The organism is Xenorhabdus sp. PR6a, assembly GCF_028599065.1.
Lineage (GTDB): Bacteria > Pseudomonadota > Gammaproteobacteria > Enterobacterales > Enterobacteriaceae > Xenorhabdus > Xenorhabdus doucetiae.
Window position 1 is genome coordinate 1 of sequence record NZ_JAQRFJ010000059.1, and the last position, 19,769, is coordinate 19,769.

Sequence of the window (19,769 nt, forward strand, 5' to 3'; positions counted from 1 at the left end):
GACGTTCAAAGCCGTGCGCCTCCATAAAAGAAAGATACGGCATGAACTGATCGTTCATTCGTAACTGCTTGAAGAAAAGGCACAATAGTGAATAACTGTTGTGCTTTTTTGTTTATGTTTATACAAATGTTTATACATTGTTCACCGAACAAACCTATAAGCCTTCTGGCATTATTCGGTTCGCAAAGTCTCTATCGTAGATACAGGCAGTTCAATAACTGTTTTAATACTCTTATCTATTTTCTCAATAATTTCTGTTCTGGGACCGCTGATCCATTCAGCACTTTTATAAAATCTATCCTGTATAGCTGATAGTTCATCCATATCTTTAAACGTTCGAATGAGGTAATAAAAATCTTGGTTATGTAGTGAATTACCAAAACTAACAACATCAATTCCATTGTGAGCGATGTAATGGGACGCTGATACTTGTCATGATTTTGTGGAACTGTTTGCCTGTTCCTTTTTTTAACTCATACTGGAGTATTTCTATAACCTTGTTATCCATGTATCCACCTTACTTGTTGTTATTTCTTCAACAATAGAAGATTTTCGTTCTTAGCATAACGGAAAATAATAAAAAAGCCCTTGAAATTCAGAGGCTAAACTTGCAAAAACATGAGGACAGAATATTTACAAAACTTTGCGTTTTACTAATGGAAGTATTGGAGAATCTGGCTCCACCATTTTTTGTGGTTTATTGAAATATTGTACTCTTCACAGCAAACAATATAAAAGTAGTCATCCATATCATCAGGAAAACCATAATTATCCCCCATCATATCAGAATCATTACTAATATAGAATGGAGAGCTTTGACCAATATATTTATTGTCTTTGTACAGGACTGCAAAGTATGGTCTTGGATAATTTATATGATACCAGATACCCAATGGATTCACGGGAAGAGGGGTGTAGAAAATAACATGATAATCATCTTTCTCACGTTCACCATTCTCTAAAAAAGACGGTAAAAAGGTTACGTGTGATAAGAAAAACCACCATAGAAAAAATATAGATATGACTCCATATTTAAGGAGCTTACTTACCTTCATATATCATTCTATCCTTTTCTAGTGGTTCTGTCCAAAACACATCAGAAAATACAACAAAGTCTCCACCTTCATCATGTATATTTTGCCACTCTCTAAAGTCTCTGTTAAATACAGGAACATAACCTCTATAATTTCTGTACAACCACCCAAAATCGCCAGAAGCGAAACTTGCCATGTATACAGGGATTTCCTTTCTTGGTATAACACCGTCTCTTGACCATATGCCTAATATCTCACTTGCAATATTATTTCCATCAGAAATAATACCTTTGGCTGGATAATACTTATCAGTAAAATCATAGGTATCTTTTATATAAAACCCTAAATTTTCCACTGTGAATTTCTTTTTATTTCCCCTTATATCAAAATAACCTCTTACTGCAGCTTTCAAAGTACCAACTCCTATCGCCCCCATTAATTCATCCATTGCATCTAAATACGAACCAAATTCTTTATAATTAACTTGAGCAAGATGATCTAATTCAATTGCACTATTTTCATAACCTACATGTATTAGTCCATCTATTTCTTTTTCTTTATTTCCGTCGAAGACATTAACAAATAATTGCTTCTTTCCATTTGGACTTTCCCAAATATTTTTTAAATCATCAATGCAACTATTTACCACATCATAATTTCTAGCCCAATCCATTTTTACAATTGAATTATTCACCCTTTCCTTCGGTATTTCCATTGAATTACCTCGGACAAAACCACCTCTTGTTTTGTCATTAAATTTAAATGCTGGTGTAATTGAAAACCAATGTTTCATCAAAGCTGATGCTGTCGTCCATCCCATGTTATCCATAATTTTTGGAATATCATAAAGCGATAATTCATCAAATAAAATCGTTGTAGTTGCACCGCCTTTAACGGTTTTCGTTTTTAAAATACTCATTTTTTCATCCCTATTTTTGTTTGGTATAAATATTCAACTTCGAGATCTTCTTCTACTTTTGAATTTATCGTATCCGTGATACCAGCCTCTTTCGAAACGCCTTTTTTCAGTCCCTTCGCCGTATTTATACCATAAGCAACATGGCAACAATTATCCCCAGTAACCTCATTTTTCAGCATAAATTTTTTGCTAAATAAGGCTTCTACTGCTGTTTCAAGTGGCTTAATCAACGACGAAAATCCAGACAAAAGCGGCCTTTCCTCTTCACGCCCCTGCAATTGCGATATCGCATAGCCTGTTGTCCCTGCCGCGCGGTGCGTAAATGACACCGACTTATAATCAAGCTGCACCGTTTCATACGGGATCTGGTCATTGTCATCAATTGAGTGCGGATAGTGACAGGAAAAATCAACAATGGTGGCGCCTGTCAATTTAATTTCATAGAAAAATTCCAATTGTCCGGCAAGGTTTACGCGGTAACACTTAAAAAGGGCATCCAGCAATTCGTTCTTGTCTATCGCTAACCCCAGCAACGGGGAAGATTTATCAATGGGTTTGGTAAAGCTGACCGGAAGGTGATTGACGTTCTGATCACGTGTCATCATATGGCTGAGGTATAATACCTGTATTTCATCTTCCCGCCCGGCCTGATAACGGTTGCCGATAGATTCGGGGGTTGAACAGCCCGCCGAGATTAAGCCTTGTTTCTTGCCCTTTAACGACAAGTAAATAAGATAGGACATTCCTGTCTCCTGTCTCCTGTCTCCTGTCATCTGATTTTCAATGAATGCTCATTACAGCATCAATTAAACAGGATATAACAGCCAGTCTTATCTATTCCAGCATGAATAAAAGATCACCAGAAAAATTGTGATTAACCTCTCTTCTTAAATAAAATCAGATAATTACCTAATTTAAATTTCAGATGGTACCCTAATAAAAAAACACATTGAGGGAGCGTTGCGATAAATTCCACCGGAATCGATTGAGAGATTAGATACATGACCCGCTATAACCCTATCAATTTCAAATTGTAGCTCATAAAGCGAAAGCCGCTTGAAGTATAACGCTATATAACAAATCAAACGTATTTCAATTGAGTGATATTTTCATTTAAAAATAATAAACAAATAATCTATTTTTATTATGAAACTATTTATTAAATACATTAAAAGCAATCAATACACATTGGTAATATTACTTTATTATTATAAAAAATATATGTGGTAATTATATTTTGAAACTATTTCATATCGGTGTTAAATATAATTAACGTTTACATTAGTTGTATAATTTTATTATTATAAAACAACCTGTAATCAGGACGATTGATAATTTTGCGCGCATAAATATCCATTAATCAATATAACAAAATGATAAATCACGTTTTTATGGTGAAATCCGTTTCCTATTGGAATACGGGCAGATCCATTTTGCAGAAAATTATCAAAGCAAATCCGGTGTTAATTGAGGATCAGGAGGGGTAATCCGTCTTTCTAGCCATTTAATTTTCAATGAAATAATTTACGCACGATATTAATTCAAAAGTGGACAAAATACAGCAGGGATTTAGCACTCATGCCAGTAAATATTCAATAAATCCATTTTTATTTAGTGATGGAATACCGCGTCGGCCAATAAAAATTGCACAAAATCAATGGCGCTTATAAAAAATAGGAAAAAATGGAATGTCTTTTTCCGGTTCACTCTGTGAATCGTTTATTCCGTTATCAGGAAAATAATTGCCTACGAATTTTTAATTATGCGGTTATTAACCGGTCTATTACATCCAGCGTCCAAGAGAATGTGCTGCCTAAGAATCTTAATTGATGCCTGATGCGTGCCCGTTTTTATTTCTTTGCGAAAAGAAATAGCGGCAAAACATTTGTGATGACTGTTGAGAGTGACAGTTTTCAAATAACTAACAGATTCGTTGAGGTAGTAAGTAGATGAAAGATAGCAGGGCTAAAAAGGAAATTATCTTTGACGCTGAATTAGAACAAATACCGCCAGAAAAGGTCAGTGACGATATATCTGTTCAGAAACTTAATTTGTTGTCAGGGGCTGAACGTACACTGTTGTTAGAAACCTGGAATGCCACTGAAACAGTCTATCCTGACCAGTTAGGTATCCATCAATTATTCGAACGACAAGTGGAGAAAACCCCGACCGCGACGGCGTTAATCGCCGGGGATAAGACCCTGAGTTATGCACAATTAAATGCCCGTGCTAACCGACTGACTCATCAACTGATTAAACGGGGGATTTGCCCGAATGATCATGTGGCAATCCTGTTAGAACGATCTGTCGAATTGGTGGTCGCTCAATTGGCGATTCTCAAGGCAGGCGCGGTTTATGTCCCTATCGATATCGGTGTGCCGGACGAAAGAAAAAACTGGCTGATAAACGACAGCTTAGCCAAATTGGTGCTCACCGATACACAAACCAATATCCCGGCGGATCTGGATGTCCCGCTAATGCGTCTCTCTGAGGAAACAGACGCGGACAAGGCGGAAGAGAGCGTTAATCCTGACTTACTTTGTTCCAGTACTGCGCCCGCGTACATCATGTACACCTCCGGCTCGACCGGCACTCCCAAAGGGGTGATCGTGCCTCACCGCGCGGTGGTTCGGCTCGTGATTAATAATGGCTATATTGAAATTGACTCCAATGACCGGGTTGCTTTCGCGGCTAATCCGGCGTTCGATGCCAGCACTTTTGAAGTGTGGACGCCTTTGCTCAATGGCGGAGCATTGGTAGTTATCGACCACACCACGTTGTTGACGCCAGCGGAATTTATTCAGGCATTAAACTACCATAAAATTAATATCTTATGGTTAAGCTCCGGCCTGTTTAACCGGTTAGCGGCGGAGTTATCCCCGGTTTTGCCGCAGGTGAAAAACCTGATTGTCGGCGGCGATGTTCTTGACCCGCATATCATTGCCCAAGTTTTACGCAACAATCCACCTCAGCGGTTATTGAATGCCTATGGACCGACCGAAGGCACCACCTTTACCACCACATACCTAATTGAAACCTTGGCCGCCGGAACGACCCATATTCCTATTGGCCGGCCTATTGCCAACACGCGGGTTTACTTACTGGATGAACAGGGCCAGCCAGTGCCATTGGGGAGGGTTGGCGAGATTTATGTGGGTGGCGACGGAGTCGCTTGCGGTTATCTCAACCGCCCTGAATTGACCGTTGAACGCTTTTTGGTTGATCCATTTAGTGATGCAGCGGATGCGCGGATGTACCGAACCGGCGATTTGGCCCGCTACCTGCCGGATGGCAATCTGGAATTCCTTGGCCGCAACGATCAGCAGGTGAAAATCCGCGGTTTTCGGATTGAGCCGGGGGAAATTGCGGCCCGACTGGTGGAGTATTCGGCAGTCCGTGAAGCGGTGGTATTGGCGTTGGGCGAAGGGCAGGACAAACAGTTAGTGGCTTATGTGCTGGCAGAGCCGGATAACGCATTGCCTGCCCATTTGCGTGAACATCTTAGTGCACGCTTGCCTGATTATATGGTGCCGGCGGCCTTTGTGCGTTTGGATGAATTTCCGTTAACGCCGAATGGCAAATTAGATCGCCGGGCGTTGCCGGCACCGGGAGAAGACGCCTTTGCCCGTCAGGTTTACGCCGCACCGCAAGGGGAGCGGGAAATGGCATTGGCGGTTATCTGGCGTGAGTTACTGGGCATTGAACAGATAAGCCGGCATGACAGCTTCTTTGCACTGGGCGGCCATTCACTGCTCGGCGTGCGCATGATTGAACAGCTACGCCATTCAGGGCTGACATTGACTGCCCGCGACCTGTTTCAATCGCCAGTACTGGCAGACTTGGCGCAAACCTTGAGGCAGTATCAGACGGTAACCGTACCACCCAATGTTATTACCCCGGCGACCACGGCACTGACGCCAGCGATGTTACCGCTGATTGATTTGACCCAGCCTGATATTGATCACATCGTCGGGCGGGTGCCGGGTGGAATGAGCAATATTCAAGATATCTATGCGTTGTCACCGTTGCAGGACGGTATCTTGTTTCACCATCTGCTGGCGAAAGAAGGTGATCCTTACTTGCTGGCTTATCCGATGATTTTTGCTGACCGGGATTTGCTGGATCGCTATTTATCGGCGGTACAACAGGTGGTTGACCGCCATGATATTTTGCGTACCGCGTTTATCTGGCAAGGATTATCGGTTCCGGCGCAGGTGGTTTGGCGTCAGGCTCCGTTGTCAGTCACTGAACTGACGCTGAATCCGATCGATGGGTCGGTCAGTGACCAACTGGCGCAACGTTTTGATCCGCGCCAATACCGCCTCGATCTGAGTCAGGCACCGTTGCTGCGCTTTGTCATCGCGCAGGAAACGGATGGCCGCTGGTACGTGCTGCAATTACAGCATCACCTGATTGGCGACCATACCACGCTGGAAGTGATGAACCGCGAAGTTCGGGCCTATCTTGACGGACAAGCCGATAACCTGACGGCACCCGTACCTTTCCGCCATCTGGTGGCTCAGACGCGGCAAGGGGTGAATCAGGAAGCACACACTCGCTTCTTTACCGACATGCTGGCGGAAGTGGATGAACCGACGTTACCGTTTGGGCTGACTGAGGTGCATCGTGATGGCTCGCAGGTCACCCAAGCGCACCGGATGTTAACGCCGTCACTGAATGACCGCCTGCGTGCACAGGCAAGGCGTCAGGGCGTCAGTCTGGCAACCCTGTGTCATCTGGCTTGGGCGCAAGTGTTATCGCGCACCAGCGGACAAGAGAAAGTGGTGTTCGGCACGGTGCTGTTCGGGCGCATGGCGGCGGGAGAAGGCGCTGACAGCGGCATGGGGCTGTTTATCAATACCCTGCCGCTCCGCCTGGATATCGATGATACCCCGGTGCACGATAGCGTCCGGGCGGCACATGCCCGATTAGCCGGATTGCTGGATTATGAACATGCCTCGCTGGCGTTGGCCCAACGTTGCAGTGGGGTTCAGGGCGGCACACCGCTGTTTAGTGCCCTGTTGAACTATCGGCATAATGAACAACCGATGGTTCCGCATGAGGCGGTGCCGGGTATTGAATTCCTTGGCGAACAGGAGCGCACCAACTACCCGTTTGTGCTGTCGGTGGAGGATGGCGGCACCACGCTGGGGCTGACGGCTCAGGTGGTACAGCCGTTTGATTCAGAACGGGTATGCGGTTATATGCAGCAGGCGCTGGAAAGTCTGGCGGCTGCCCTTGAACTGGCACCGGAAACGCCGGTACGGGTGCTAAACGTTTTGCCTGCCCCGGAACGTACCTTATTGCTGGAAACGTGGAATGCGACCGAAACCCCCTATCCTGAGCAAGAGTGTATCCATCAGTTGTTTGAACAGCAGGCGGAGAAAACCCCGGAAGCCACCGCGCTGGTGCATGAAAATCAGACGCTCAGCTATCAGCAATTAAATGCCCGTGCTAACCGGCTGGCCCATCAACTGATTGCCTTGGGCGTCGTGCCCGATCAACGGGTGGCAATTTGCATGGCCAGTTCATCGGCACGGGTGATCGCAGTGCTGGCGGTGCTGAAAGCAGGCGGTGCTTATGTGCCGTTAGATCCGGCTTATCCGGGAGAGCGTCTGTCGCATATCCTGACCGATGCGGCTCCGGCTATCGTGCTGGCGGACAGTACCGGGCGGGCGGCATTGGGTAAGCCAGCGCTTAGCGGGCTGACGGTGTTAGATCCACATCGCTTATCTGACCAGCCAGACAGCAATCCGCAGGTGCCGGCCCTGACCGCCCGCCATCTGGCCTACGTGATTTACACGTCTGGTTCAACCGGGACGCCCAAAGGGGTGATGGTGGAACATCGGGGGCTGGTCAATCTTATTCAGGATAAAATCGCCCGATTCGACCTTCTCCCTGCCAGCCGGATGTTACAGTTTGCGTCATTTGGCTTTGATGCCAGTGTCTGGGAAATCATGATGGCATTGGGCAGTGGTGCCACGCTGGTTATTCCTGATGAGGCGGTTCGTCAGAATCCGCATCATCTCTGGCATTACCTTGAAGAACAATCGGTGACTCACGCCTGCCTGACTCCGGCTTTGCTGCGGGATGGCTCGGATTTGCCGGCGATAGCGATAAAACCGACCTTGATATTGGGAGGTGAAGCGCCCAGTTCCGCGTTGCTTCAGTCACTGAGTCACCGGGCAACCCTGTTTAATGCCTATGGCCCGACAGAAATCACGGTTTGTGCCACCCATTGGCGTTGTCCGCCAAACGATACCGGGGTGAACCGTACTGATGTACTGGTTCCCATTGGCCGCCCGACGGCAAATACCCGTATTTATCTGCTGGATAACCACGGCCAGCCGGTCCCATTGGGCGCGGTGGGCGAATTGTATATTGGGGGTGCCGGTGTCGCCCGTGGTTACCTTAATCGTCCTGATCTGACCGATGAACGTTTCCTGACTGACCCATTTAGTGATGCGGCTGATGCCCGGATGTACCGAACCGGGGATTTAGTGCGCTATTTGCCGGACGGCAATCTGGTGTTTGTTGGCCGCAACGACCAGCAGCTCAAGATCCGTGGTTTCCGCATTGAACCGGGTGAAATTGAAGCCCGGTTGGCAGAACACCCCGAAGTGCGGGAAGCGCAGGTAGTGGCAGTGACCTTCGGTGAGGAACAGGATAAGCGTTTGGTTGCCTATGTTGTCGCCGACGCAGATAGCGGATTGGCGGCCAGTTTGCACACCCATTTGAGTGCGGTATTACCGGATTATATGGTGCCGGCGGCCTTTGTCCGGCTGGCGGCTTTCCCGCTGACACCAAACGGTAAATTGGATCATCGGGCATTACCGGTACCGGGAGAAGATGCCTTCGCCCGCCAGAGTTATGTTGCGCCACAGGGAGAAATGGAAATCGCCGTGGCGGCTATCTGGCGTGAATTATTGGGCATTGAGCAGATCGGCCGCTATGACAATTTCTTTGCCTTGGGCGGACATTCTTTGTTGGCGGTACGGATGGTGAACCGACTAGCCGCTTTCGGTGTCGATCTGCCATTAGCCACGTTGTTTATGTCGCCGTCACTGGCGGAATTTGCCAAGAAGATCAGTGCCCAACGCCATGCGGACACGGCGAACAGGGATACATTGCCTGACATCAGGCCAATATCCCGTGATCGCGCCCTGCCCTTATCGTTTGGTCAGCAGCGCCTGTGGTTTCTGGCACAATTTGAAGGGATCAGTGATACCTATCATATTCCGACCGCCCTGCGTTTACACGGCCGGCTTAACCTTTCTGCCTGGCAAGAAGCTCTGAATCGCCTGTTTGCCCGCCATGAGGCGCTGCGTTCCCTCTTTATCACCGTGGAGGGTCAGCCTCAGGTTAAACTGTTGCCGGCGGAGTTGGGTCTGCCGGTGCAACAATACGATTTACGCCAAACAGTTGACCATAAAACATCTGACGTGGATAAACAGCTTGAGCGTTTATGTGCACAGGAAGCCGAAACGCCGTTTGATCTTGCCCACGGTCCGCTGATTCGTTGCTCACTGATTCAACTGGCCGAAGATGATCACCTGTTCTTGCTGACGCAACATCACATCATCTCCGATGGTTGGTCCTTAGGGATACTGAAATCAGAACTGGCGGCACTTTATGCTGCCTGCCTGAATCAACAACCCGATCCGTTGCCGCCATTGACCCTGCAATATCCCGATTATGCGGCCTGGCAGCGGAAGGTATTTGCTGGTGAAGGCATACAGATCCAGAGCGATTACTGGCGCCGGACGCTGGCAGATGCCCTGGTATTACTTGAATTGCCGACCGACAGACCCCGCCCCGCCCAACAATCATTCGCTGGCGGCCGAGTCGCCGTGCACCTTGATGCCACGTTGGTGCAAGCACTAAAACAGTTGGGGCAACAGCACGGCACCACGCTGTTTATGACCCTGTTGACCGCTTGGGCGGCGTTGTTGTCGCGTTTGTCCGGGCAGGATGATGTGGTGATTGGGATACCGAGCGCCAACCGCAACCGGCGGGAAATAGAACCGCTGCTTGGTTTCTTTGTCAACACCTTGGCATTGCGCATTGATTTGTCCGGTATGCCGGATGTGGTCACACTGTTGCGCCGTGTGCAGCAGACAACACTGGGCGCGCAGGATCATCAAGACCTGCCTTTTGAGCAAGTGGTGGAAATTGTTCAACCACCGCGCAGACCGGAACATACGCCACTGTTCCAAGTGATGTTTGCCTGGCAGGAGAGTGAAATTGAGGAGTGGCAACTACCGGAATTGACGGTCACGCCATTCAAACAGGAATACGATATCGCGAAATTCGATCTGCAACTGGAATTGACGGAGCAGGCAGGCGAAATTGTGGGTGAACTGACCTACTCTTCCGCCTTGTTCAACCATGAAACGATTGAAAGACAAGTGGGTTATTTGCAGGCCATCTTGCGGGCCATGGTGAACCAGCCGCAACAATCAGTGACGGCTATCGATATCTTGTCGCCCACTGAACGGAACCGTTTGTTGGAACATGGGAATACCGCCGAAGTACCCTATCCTACTCAGGTATGTTTTCATCAGTTATTTGAACAACAGGCAGAAAAGACCCCGGACGCCAGCGCGGTAATATATGAACATCAAACGCTCAGCTATGCAGAATTGAATGCCCGCGCCAACCGGCTGGCTCACCAGCTTATCGCCTTGGGCGTCGCGCCGGATCAGCGAGTGGCGATTTGTGTGACACGTTCACTGGCGAGGATCATCGGGTTGTTGGCTGTGCTGAAAGCGGGGGGTGCCTATGTGCCGTTAGATCCGTCCTATCCCGGTGAACGTCTGGCTTATATGCTCACTGACGCCGCCCCCGTTATTTTGCTGGCGGACGATACCGGGCGGGCCGTGCTGGGTGAAGACATTCTGGCGCCACTGACAGTGCTCGATCCGAATATCTTGCCGGAGCAGCCGGAGCATAACCCGCAAGTCTTTGAATTGACTCCCCAGCATCTGGCCTATGTGATTTACACTTCCGGTTCAACCGGCCGCCCCAAAGGGGTGATGATTGAGCATGGCAGCGTGGTGAATTTGGCGCTGACACAAATCAGCCAATTTGAGGTTAATGCCACCAGCCGGATGTTGCAGTTTGCCTCATTTGGTTTCGATGCCAGTGTCTGGGAAATGATGATGGCATTGGGTTGTGGGGCGACGCTGGTCATTCCGACAGAAGCCGTGCGGCAAGATCCGCAGCGCCTCTGGCATTATCTGGAAGAACACGCGGTGACGCACGCGTGTTTGACACCGGCGATGTTTCACGACGGTGCCGATTTACCGGCGATAGCGATAAAACCCACCGTCATATTTGCCGGAGAAGCGCCGAATCCCGCGCTGTTTCAGGCACTGTGCGGCCGGGCTGATCTCTTTAACGCTTATGGGCCAACGGAAATCACTGTGTGTGCAACGACGTGGCATTGCCCGTCTGATTATACCGGGGGATTAATCCCCATCGGCAGACCGACCGCCAACAAACGTCTCTATCTATTGGATGAACACCGCCAGCCCGTTCCATTAGGCACCGTGGGGGAATTGTATATTGGTGGTGTTGGCGTCGCACGCGGCTACCTCAATCGCCCTGAATTGACGGCGGAACGTTTCCTGCCTGATCCGTTTAGTGAGGCAGCGGATGCCCGGATGTACCGGACCGGCGATGTGGCCCGCTATCGGCCGGACGGCAATCTGGAATTCCTTGGCCGCAATGACCAACAGGTTAAAATCCGTGGCTTCCGTATTGAACCGGGCGAAATTGAAGCGCGGCTGATTGAACACGCAGAGGTCAGTGAAGCACTGGTGTTGGCCTTGGGTGACGGGCAGGATAAACGGCTGGTGGCTTATGTCATCGCGCAGACGGATAACGGTCTGGCAACCCGACTGCGTGAGCACCTGAATGCGATTTTACCTGACTATATGGTGCCGGCGGCTTTTGTGCGTTTGGATGCCTTTCCGCTGACCCCGAACGGCAAGCTGGATCGTCAGTCGCTGCCGGCCCCGGATCAACATGCCTTTGCCCGCCAAGCTTACCAAGCGCCGCAAGGGGAAATGGAAATCGCTTTGGCGACTCTCTGGTGCGAATTACTGAATGTTGAGCAGATTGGCCGGCATGACAGTTTCTTCGCCTTGGGGGGGCACTCGCTGTTGGCCGTCAAGATGATTGAACGTTTACGACGGATTGGCTTGGGTCTGTCAGTACAAACACTGTTCCAGCATCCGACCTTAAGTGTCTTAGCGCAATCTCTGGTTCAACATTCCCTCACTCAATCTAATGAAATCCGTGTGCCTGATAACGGTATTACTGCGGATACGACGAAGCTGACACCCGCCATGTTGCCGCTGATTGATCTCACGCAATTTGACATTGATCGCATTGTTGAACAAGTGCCGGGTGGGATAGCCAATATTCAGGATATCTATGCGCTGTCACCGTTACAGGATGGCATTTTATTCCATCATTTGCTGGCCAATGAGGGCGACCCCTATTTGCTGATCACGCAACAGGCGTTTGCCGATCGGCGGTTACTCGACCGTTATCTGGCCGCCGTTCAACAGGTGGTTGACCGCCATGATATCTTGCGTACCGCCTTTATCTGGCAAGGGTTATCTGCGCCGGCTCAGGTCGTTTGCCGTCAGGCACCGTTGTCAGTGACAGAATTGACCCTCGGCCCGGCTGACGGGCCGATCAGTGACCAACTCGCCCGACGTTTTGACCCGCGCCGGCATCGTATTGACCTGAGTCAGGCACCTTTATTACGTTTTGTGGTGGCACCAGAGCGCGATGGCCGTTGGATTGTGTTGCAATTGTTGCATCACCTGATTGGCGACCATACCACGCTGGAGGTGATGAACAACGAAGTTCAGGCCTTTCTCACCGGGCGAACAGACAGCTTGCCGGCACCGGTGCCGTTCCGCCATCTCGTGGCACAGGCACGGCAGGGAGGCAGTCAGGCAGAACATACGCGCTTCTTTAGCGCGATGTTGGCTGAGATCGAGGAACCAACCCTGCCCTTTGGCTTGGCGGAAGTGCACCACGATGGTTCACAGGTGACGGAATCTCACCGGCTGCTGCCCGCAGCACTGAACGATCGCTTGCGCAGTCAGGCGCGGCGGTTGGGCGTCAGTGTGGCGGCGCTGTGCCATCTGGCTTGGGCGCAGGTGCTGGCGCGTACCAGCGGGCAGGATCACGTGGTGTTCGGCACCGTGCTGTTTGGCCGTATGCAGGCAGGTGAAGGATCGGACAGCGGCATGGGGCTATTTATTAATACCTTGCCGTTACGATTGGATATCGATCATACCCCGGTGCGGGACAGTGTACGCGCAGCACATGGCCGACTGGCAGGATTGTTGGAACATGAACACGCGTCACTGGCGCTGGCGCAACGTTGCAGTGGTGTAGCCCGTGGAACACCGTTGTTTAATGCGCTGTTGAACTACCGGCATAATACCCAACCGGTAACGCCGAATGACATCGTGAGTGGCATCGAATTCCTTGGTGCACAGGAGCGAACCAACTATCCGTTTGTGTTATCGGTCGAAGATGGCGGCGCGGATCTGGGATTGACGGCTCAAGTCGTGCAGCCCTTTGATCCGGAACGGATATGCGGCTATATGCAGCAGGCGCTGGAAAGTCTGGCTGAAGCCCTTGAGCAAGCGCCCGATACGCCGGTACAGCAATTAGACATTCTGCCGGCAACGGAACGCTCCTTGCTGTTAACCACCTGGAATGCCACTGAAACCGCCTGGCCTGAGGCGTTGTGCATTCATCAACGGTTTGAACAACAGGCGGAGAAAACACCGGATGCCACAGCGCTGGTGTGTGAAGATCAGCGCCTCAGTTATGCCGAATTAAATGCGGATGCCAACCGATTGGCGCACCAGCTTATCGCTTTGGGTGTCGCGCCGGATCAGCGAGTCGCGATTTGCGTCGCCAGTTCACCGGCGCGAATAGTGGCGCTGTTGGCGGTGTTAAAAGCAGGAGGGGCTTACGTGCCGTTGGATCCGGCTTATCCGGGTGAACGTCTGGCCCATATTCTGACTGATGCACAACCGATTCTGTTATTGGCAGATCGTGTCGGCCGTTCAGCCTTGGGTGAACCCATGCTTGCGGGGCAGACCGTGCTTGATCCGAATTTATTGCCTGATCAACCGGATCACAATCCACAACGACCGGCATTGACTTCCCGTCATCTGGCGTATGTGATTTACACCTCCGGCTCAACCGGCACGCCCAAAGGGGTGATGGTGGAACATCGTGGGCTGGTCAATCTGATTCAGGATAAAATCGCCCGATTTGATCTGCTTCCCACCAGCCGGATGTTACAGTTTGCGTCATTTGGTTTTGATGCGGGTGTCTGGGAAATCATGATGGCGCTGTGCAGTGGTGCCACGCTGGTTATCCCTGATGAGGCGGTTCGTCAGGACCCACACCGCCTTTGGCATTATCTGCAAGCGCAGTCCGTGACGCACGCCTGTTTGACTCCGGCGTTGCTGCGCGATGGCACTGATTTGCCGACGATCACGGTAAAACCGACCCTGATATTGGGCGGTGAGGCACCCAGTGCGGTGTTACTTAAGGCGCTGCGCCACAAGGCCACAGTATTCAATGCGTATGGCCCGACAGAAATCACCGTTTGTGCCACCCATTGGCGTTGTCCGTCAGATGATACCGGCGTGAACAATACCGAGGGATTCATTCCCATCGGGCGCCCAACCGCTAATACCCGTCTCTACCTGTTAAATGCCCTCGGCCAACCCGTGCCGTTAGGGGCCGTGGGTGAGCTTTATATTGGCGGCGTCGGTGTCGCGCGCGGTTATCTCAATCGCCCTGATCTGACCGACGAACGTTTCCTTGCCGATCCGTTCAGTGATGCCGCTGATGCCCGGATGTACCGAACCGGGGACTTGGTGCGTTATCTGCCGGATGGCAATCTGGTGTTTGTTGGCCGTAACGACCAGCAGATTAAAATTCGTGGTTTCCGCATTGAACCGGGAGAAATCGAAGCCCGGCTGACAGAATACCCCGGCGTGCGTGAAGCGCTGGTGCTGGCTTTGGGTGACGGGCAGGATAAACGGCTGGTGGCTTATGTCGTCGCGCCAGCGGATAGCGGGTTGGTGAACCGTCTGCGTGAACATCTGAGTGCGCAGTTGCCTGACTACATGGTGCCGGCCGCCTTTGTGCAACTGGATACGTTCCCGTTGACGCCTAACGGTAAGCTGGATCGCCGGGCGTTACCGGCACCGGGCGAAGATGCCTTTGCCCGCCAGATTTACGCGGCACCACAGGGAGAAACCGAAACCGCGCTGGCTGCCATCTGGCGCGAACTACTCGGCGTTGAACAGATCAGCCGGTATGACAGTTTCTTTGCCTTGGGCGGCCATTCGCTGCTGGCAGTACGCATGGTTGAACGCCTGCGGCATTTGGGCTTAACGCTGGCGGTACGTGATCTGTTCCAATCTCCGGTGCTGTCTGAACTGGCGCAAACATTGAAGCGGAACCAGGCCGAAAAAGTACCGGCCAACGTGATTACACCGGCTACGACGGCGTTAACGCCAGAAATGTTACCGCTGATTGATCTCACCCAACCTGAAATCGACCACATCATCGGGCAGGTGCCGGGCGGGATAGCCAATATTCAGGATATCTATGCCTTGTCGCCGTTGCAGGATGGGATCTTGTTTCACCATCTGTTAGCCGATGAAGGCGATCCCTATTTGCTGGCGGGTCAAATGGCCTTTGCGGACCGGACTCTGTTGGATCGTTATCTGGCGGCGGTTCAGCAAGTGATTAACCGCCATGACATTCTGCGTACCTCCTTTATCTGGCAGGGATTATCGGTGCCGGTTCAGGTCGTTTGTCGTCAGGTGCCGTTGTCAGTGACGGAATTAACCTTAGATCCGGCTGACGGGGCGATCAGCGACCAACTGGCGCAACGATTTAATCCACGCCATTACCGTCTCGATTTGGGGCAGGCACCGTTGCTGCGCTTTGTCATAGCGAAAGAAATGGTGGCGCAGGAGCACGATGGCCGCTGGATTGTCTTACAACTGATGCACCATTTAATTGGCGACCATACCGCGCTGGATGTGATGAGTCATGAAGTTCAGGCCTGCCTTGACGGGCAAGACAGCCACCTGCCGGCGCCGGCACCTTTCCGCAATCTGGTGGCACAAGCCCGGCTTGGCATGAGTCAGGAACAACACGCCCGTTTCTTTACTGAAATACTGGCTGAGGTCGATGAACCGACGTTACCGTTTGGGTTGGCGGAAGTCCGCCATGATGGTTCACAGATGACCGAATCACACCGGATGTTAACTGCCGAATTAAATGACCGCTTACGGAGTCAGGCGCGGCGGTCGGGGGTCAGTCTGGCGGCGCTGTGCCATCTGGCGTGGGCGCAGGTATTGTCGCGTACCAGCGGACAACAACAGGTGGTCTTTGGCACCGTCTTGTTTGGCCGCATGGCGGCGGGTGAAGGGGCTGAAAATGGCATGGGGCTGTTTATCAATACTTTGCCGCTGCGCCTGGATATGGATGATACCCCGGTGCGAGACAACGTACAGGTCGCACATCAGCGTCTGGCGGGATTATTGGAACATGAATATGCCTCGCTGGCACTGGCCCAGCGTTGCAGTAGTGTACAAGGCGGAACACCGCTGTTTAGTACCTTGCTGAACTACCGACACAACATGGCTGCGGCAACGTCGAATGAAATCATGCCGGGTGTCGAATTCCTTGGTGCGCAGGAGCGGACTAACTATCCGTTTACGCTGTCAGTGGAAGATTTTGGTGATGCCTTGGGGCTGACAGCGCAAATCGTCCAGCCGTTTGATGCCGGGCGGGTATGCGATTATATGCAGCAGGCGCTGGAGAGTTTAGTGGCAGCCCTTGAGTCTGCTCCGGAAACCCCGGTTCGAGAGCTGGATATTTTGCCGGCAGCGGAAAAGCATTTGCTGTTGGAAACCGGCCATGCCGCACAAACCGCCTATCCTGATGCACTGTGCATTCATCACCTGTTTGAACAGCAGGCGGAGAACAATCCCGATGCAACGGCGCTGGTTTATGAAACACAAACGTTCAGTTATGCGGAACTCAATGCGCGTGCCAACCAACTGGCCCATCAGTTAATGGCACTGGGAATGGAATCCGATCAACGGGTGGCGATTTGTGTTGCGCGCTCACCGGCAAGCGTGGTCGCACTCTTGGCGGTACTGAAAGCGGGTGGCGCTTATGTTCCCTTGGATCCGGCTTATCCGGGCGATCGGCTGGCTTATCTGCTCAATGATTCGGCACCGTCAGTAGTATTGGCGGATAAGACTGGACGGGCTGTGCTAGGCGAACAGGCGCTCGCTGCCTTTACGGTACTTGATCCCACTATCCAGCCTGATCAACCGAACCACATTGATCAGGGCAACAATCCATACATCCCGGCGCTGACTTCACAACATCTGGCGTATGTGATTTACACCTCCGGTTCCACCGGAACGCCGAAAGGGGTAATGGTGGAACATCGTGGTTTGGTTAATTTGATTTGGGAGAAAATCAGCCAATTTGACATTCGCCCGGATAGCCGGATGTTGCAGTTTGCCTCATTGGGTTTCGATGCCAGTGTCTGGGAAATCATGCTGGCACTGTGTAGCGGCGCCACCTTGGATATTCCGGTTGACAGCGTTCGTCAGGACCCACTGCGCCTTTGGCATTATCTGGAAGAACATCAGGTCACCCACGCTTGTCTGACACCCGCCCTGCTGCGCGATGGCGCTGACTTGCCGGCGATAACGATAAAACCCACCCTGATATTCGGCGGAGAAGCGCCTAATACCGCACTGTTTCAGGCCTTGCGGGGTCGGGCAACGCTGTTTAATGCTTATGGCCCGACAGAAATCACCGTCTGTGCCACCTGCTGGCGTTGCCCGCCAGACTCTACGGACAGGCTGATCCCGATCGGCCGTCCGACAGCGAATAGCCGTATTTATCTGCTGGACAGTCACGGCCAGCCGGTACCGTTTGGAGCGGTAGGGGAATTGTATATTGGTGGTGCGGGTGTCACCCGTGGCTATCTCAACCGCCCTGATTTGACCGCTGAACGTTTCCTTACCGATCCATTTAGTGATGTTAAAGGAGCACGGATGTACCGAACCGGCGATTTGGTTCGTTACCTGCCGGACGGCAATCTGCTCTTCGTTGGCCGTAATGATCAACAGGTTAAAATCCGTGGTTTCCGCATTGAACCGGGGGAAATCGAAGCGCGGCTGACGGAGTATCCTGATGTCCGTGAAGCGCTGGTACTGGCGCGCGGTGATGGGCAGGATAAACGGCTGGTGGCTTATATCGTCGCGCAAGCGAATAATATCGTGGCACCAGAGGATAACGAGTTGGCAAGCCAATTACATCATCATTTAAGAGCTTTATTGCCTGACTATATGGTGCCGGCAGCCTTTGTGCGGCTGGATGCCTTTCCGCTGACCCCGAACGGCAAACTGGATCACCGGGCGTTGCCTGTGCCTGATCAGCACGCTTTTGCCCGTCAGATCTATGAAGCGCCGCAAGGGGAAACAGAGATCGTTCTGGCCGCTATCTGGCGTGAATTACTGGGCATTGAGCGAATTGGCCGGCATGACAATTTCTTTACCTTGGGGGGGCACTCGTTGCTTGCCATGCGGATGATCAACTTGGCCGCAGAGCGAGGATTGATTTGCTCATTGAATAATCTGTTCCAATTCCCGGTGCTGGCGGAACTGGCCGCAGAGATCGCCTCAAATCCGCTGTCTCAATCACAAAACAGCGCCATACCAATACGACCGGATGGCACCGAACCGCCGTTATTCTTTGTTCCCAGCGGCATGGATGACTATTCCTATGTTTTCGGGCTGGCTCAGCATATTCAGGCGGACTACCCGATTTATGCGCTACCTTGGCCATCCCTTCATGATGAGCAGATGTCGAACATTGAAGCGCTGGCAGCCAGAATGATCACCTTTATGAAAGCGGTGCGACCGGAAGGCCCGTACCGGATATACGGCTACTCTTCTGGCGGCGTACTGGCTTATGCCATTGCTCAGCAACTCTTGCATGCCGGAGAGACAGTCAACTTTTTAGGTCTGATTGATACGCCTGCGCCTCACCGTTTCAAGACGCTCGCCGTTCAACCTAAACTTCAGTTTCTGGCTGAATTGGCAAGGCAGTCCGTGGATGAACATCCTCAGGAGATTGCGGCATTGCATCAGAAAATGGACGAACTGAATTTAGTGCAATTTATTGCCGCCGCGCAGGAATTGGAATTATACCCATCGAATCTGCCTGCTGATTTGATTGCCAGACGTTGGGAACAGATGGGGAATTATGTCCAAATGGTCAAAGATTATGAACCCAAATCCCTTGCAATAACATTGCATCAATTCTATGCAATGAAATCTTATCCACAGATCCCGTTTGTAACGGACGTTGTGCTACAGTCCATCACGATGGAACCGTCGTTAGGTTGGGAACAGATAGTTCCCGAATCTTCGCTACAATTAACTTCTGTTCCAGGGGATCATTTTAGCCTGATGGAAGATAGTGAAAATAAAACGATTCTGGCTAAGACCTTAAGCATGGCATTATCTTCCTAATAGCCCGCTAATTTTGCAGAATATAGGCACCGAATGTTAATGACTTCGGTGCCTTATTTGCTTGCAAAGAAAAACATCAACACTCTTCTTCTATATCTGCCGTCCTGCCGATAACACATCCCTACCTAACGATAATGTTATTCTGGGAACCTTGTACAACAGCAAGCGTTTTTTTCGGTTTTA

The 19,769-nt window shown here is 50.9% G+C and carries 3 protein-coding genes and 2 pseudogenes; 1 reads left to right on the forward strand and 4 read right to left on the reverse strand.

The genetic code is table 11. From position 1 onward, the window contains the following. Positions 1-171: 171 nt before the first annotated feature. The 4 genes and pseudogenes from PSI15_RS14310 to PSI15_RS14325 all read right to left on the reverse strand — a co-directional run. Positions 172-508, reverse strand: a pseudogene (locus PSI15_RS14310) (NIPSNAP family protein). A 145-nt stretch (positions 509-653) separates the two neighbouring features. Beyond that, on the reverse strand, positions 654-1,055 hold the full coding sequence (locus tag PSI15_RS14315) for a DUF6201 family protein (RefSeq protein WP_273584092.1): 402 nt from the start codon (positions 1,053-1,055) through the stop codon (positions 654-656). Next, entirely contained in the window at positions 1,042-1,953 is a 912-nt protein-coding gene (locus tag PSI15_RS14320) for a DUF6402 family protein (RefSeq protein ID WP_273584093.1), read from the reverse strand. The genes PSI15_RS14315 and PSI15_RS14320 overlap by 14 nt, the downstream gene beginning before the upstream one ends. Before the next feature lie 284 nt (positions 1,954-2,237). Then, positions 2,238-2,696: pseudogene (locus PSI15_RS14325) on the reverse strand (Hcp family type VI secretion system effector); the annotation flags it as partial. A gap of 1,206 nt (positions 2,697-3,902) precedes the next feature. On the opposite strand from PSI15_RS14325, the gene PSI15_RS14330 reads away from it, so the two are divergent. After that, on the forward strand, positions 3,903-19,586 hold the full coding sequence (locus PSI15_RS14330; protein ID WP_273584094.1) for a non-ribosomal peptide synthetase: 15,684 nt from the start codon (positions 3,903-3,905) through the stop codon (positions 19,584-19,586). Positions 19,587-19,769: the final 183 nt, after the last annotated feature.

Bases quoted from the DNA above. Each gene is read 5' to 3' on its own strand.
- PSI15_RS14315 (WP_273584092.1), bottom strand. From the start codon at position 1,055: ATGAAGGTAAGTAAGCTCCTTAAATATGGAGTCATATCTATATTTTTT.
- PSI15_RS14320 (WP_273584093.1), bottom strand. From the start codon at position 1,953: ATGAGTATTTTAAAAACGAAAACCGTTAAAGGCGGTGCAACTACAACG.
- PSI15_RS14330 (WP_273584094.1), top strand. From the start codon at position 3,903: ATGAAAGATAGCAGGGCTAAAAAGGAAATTATCTTTGACGCTGAATTA.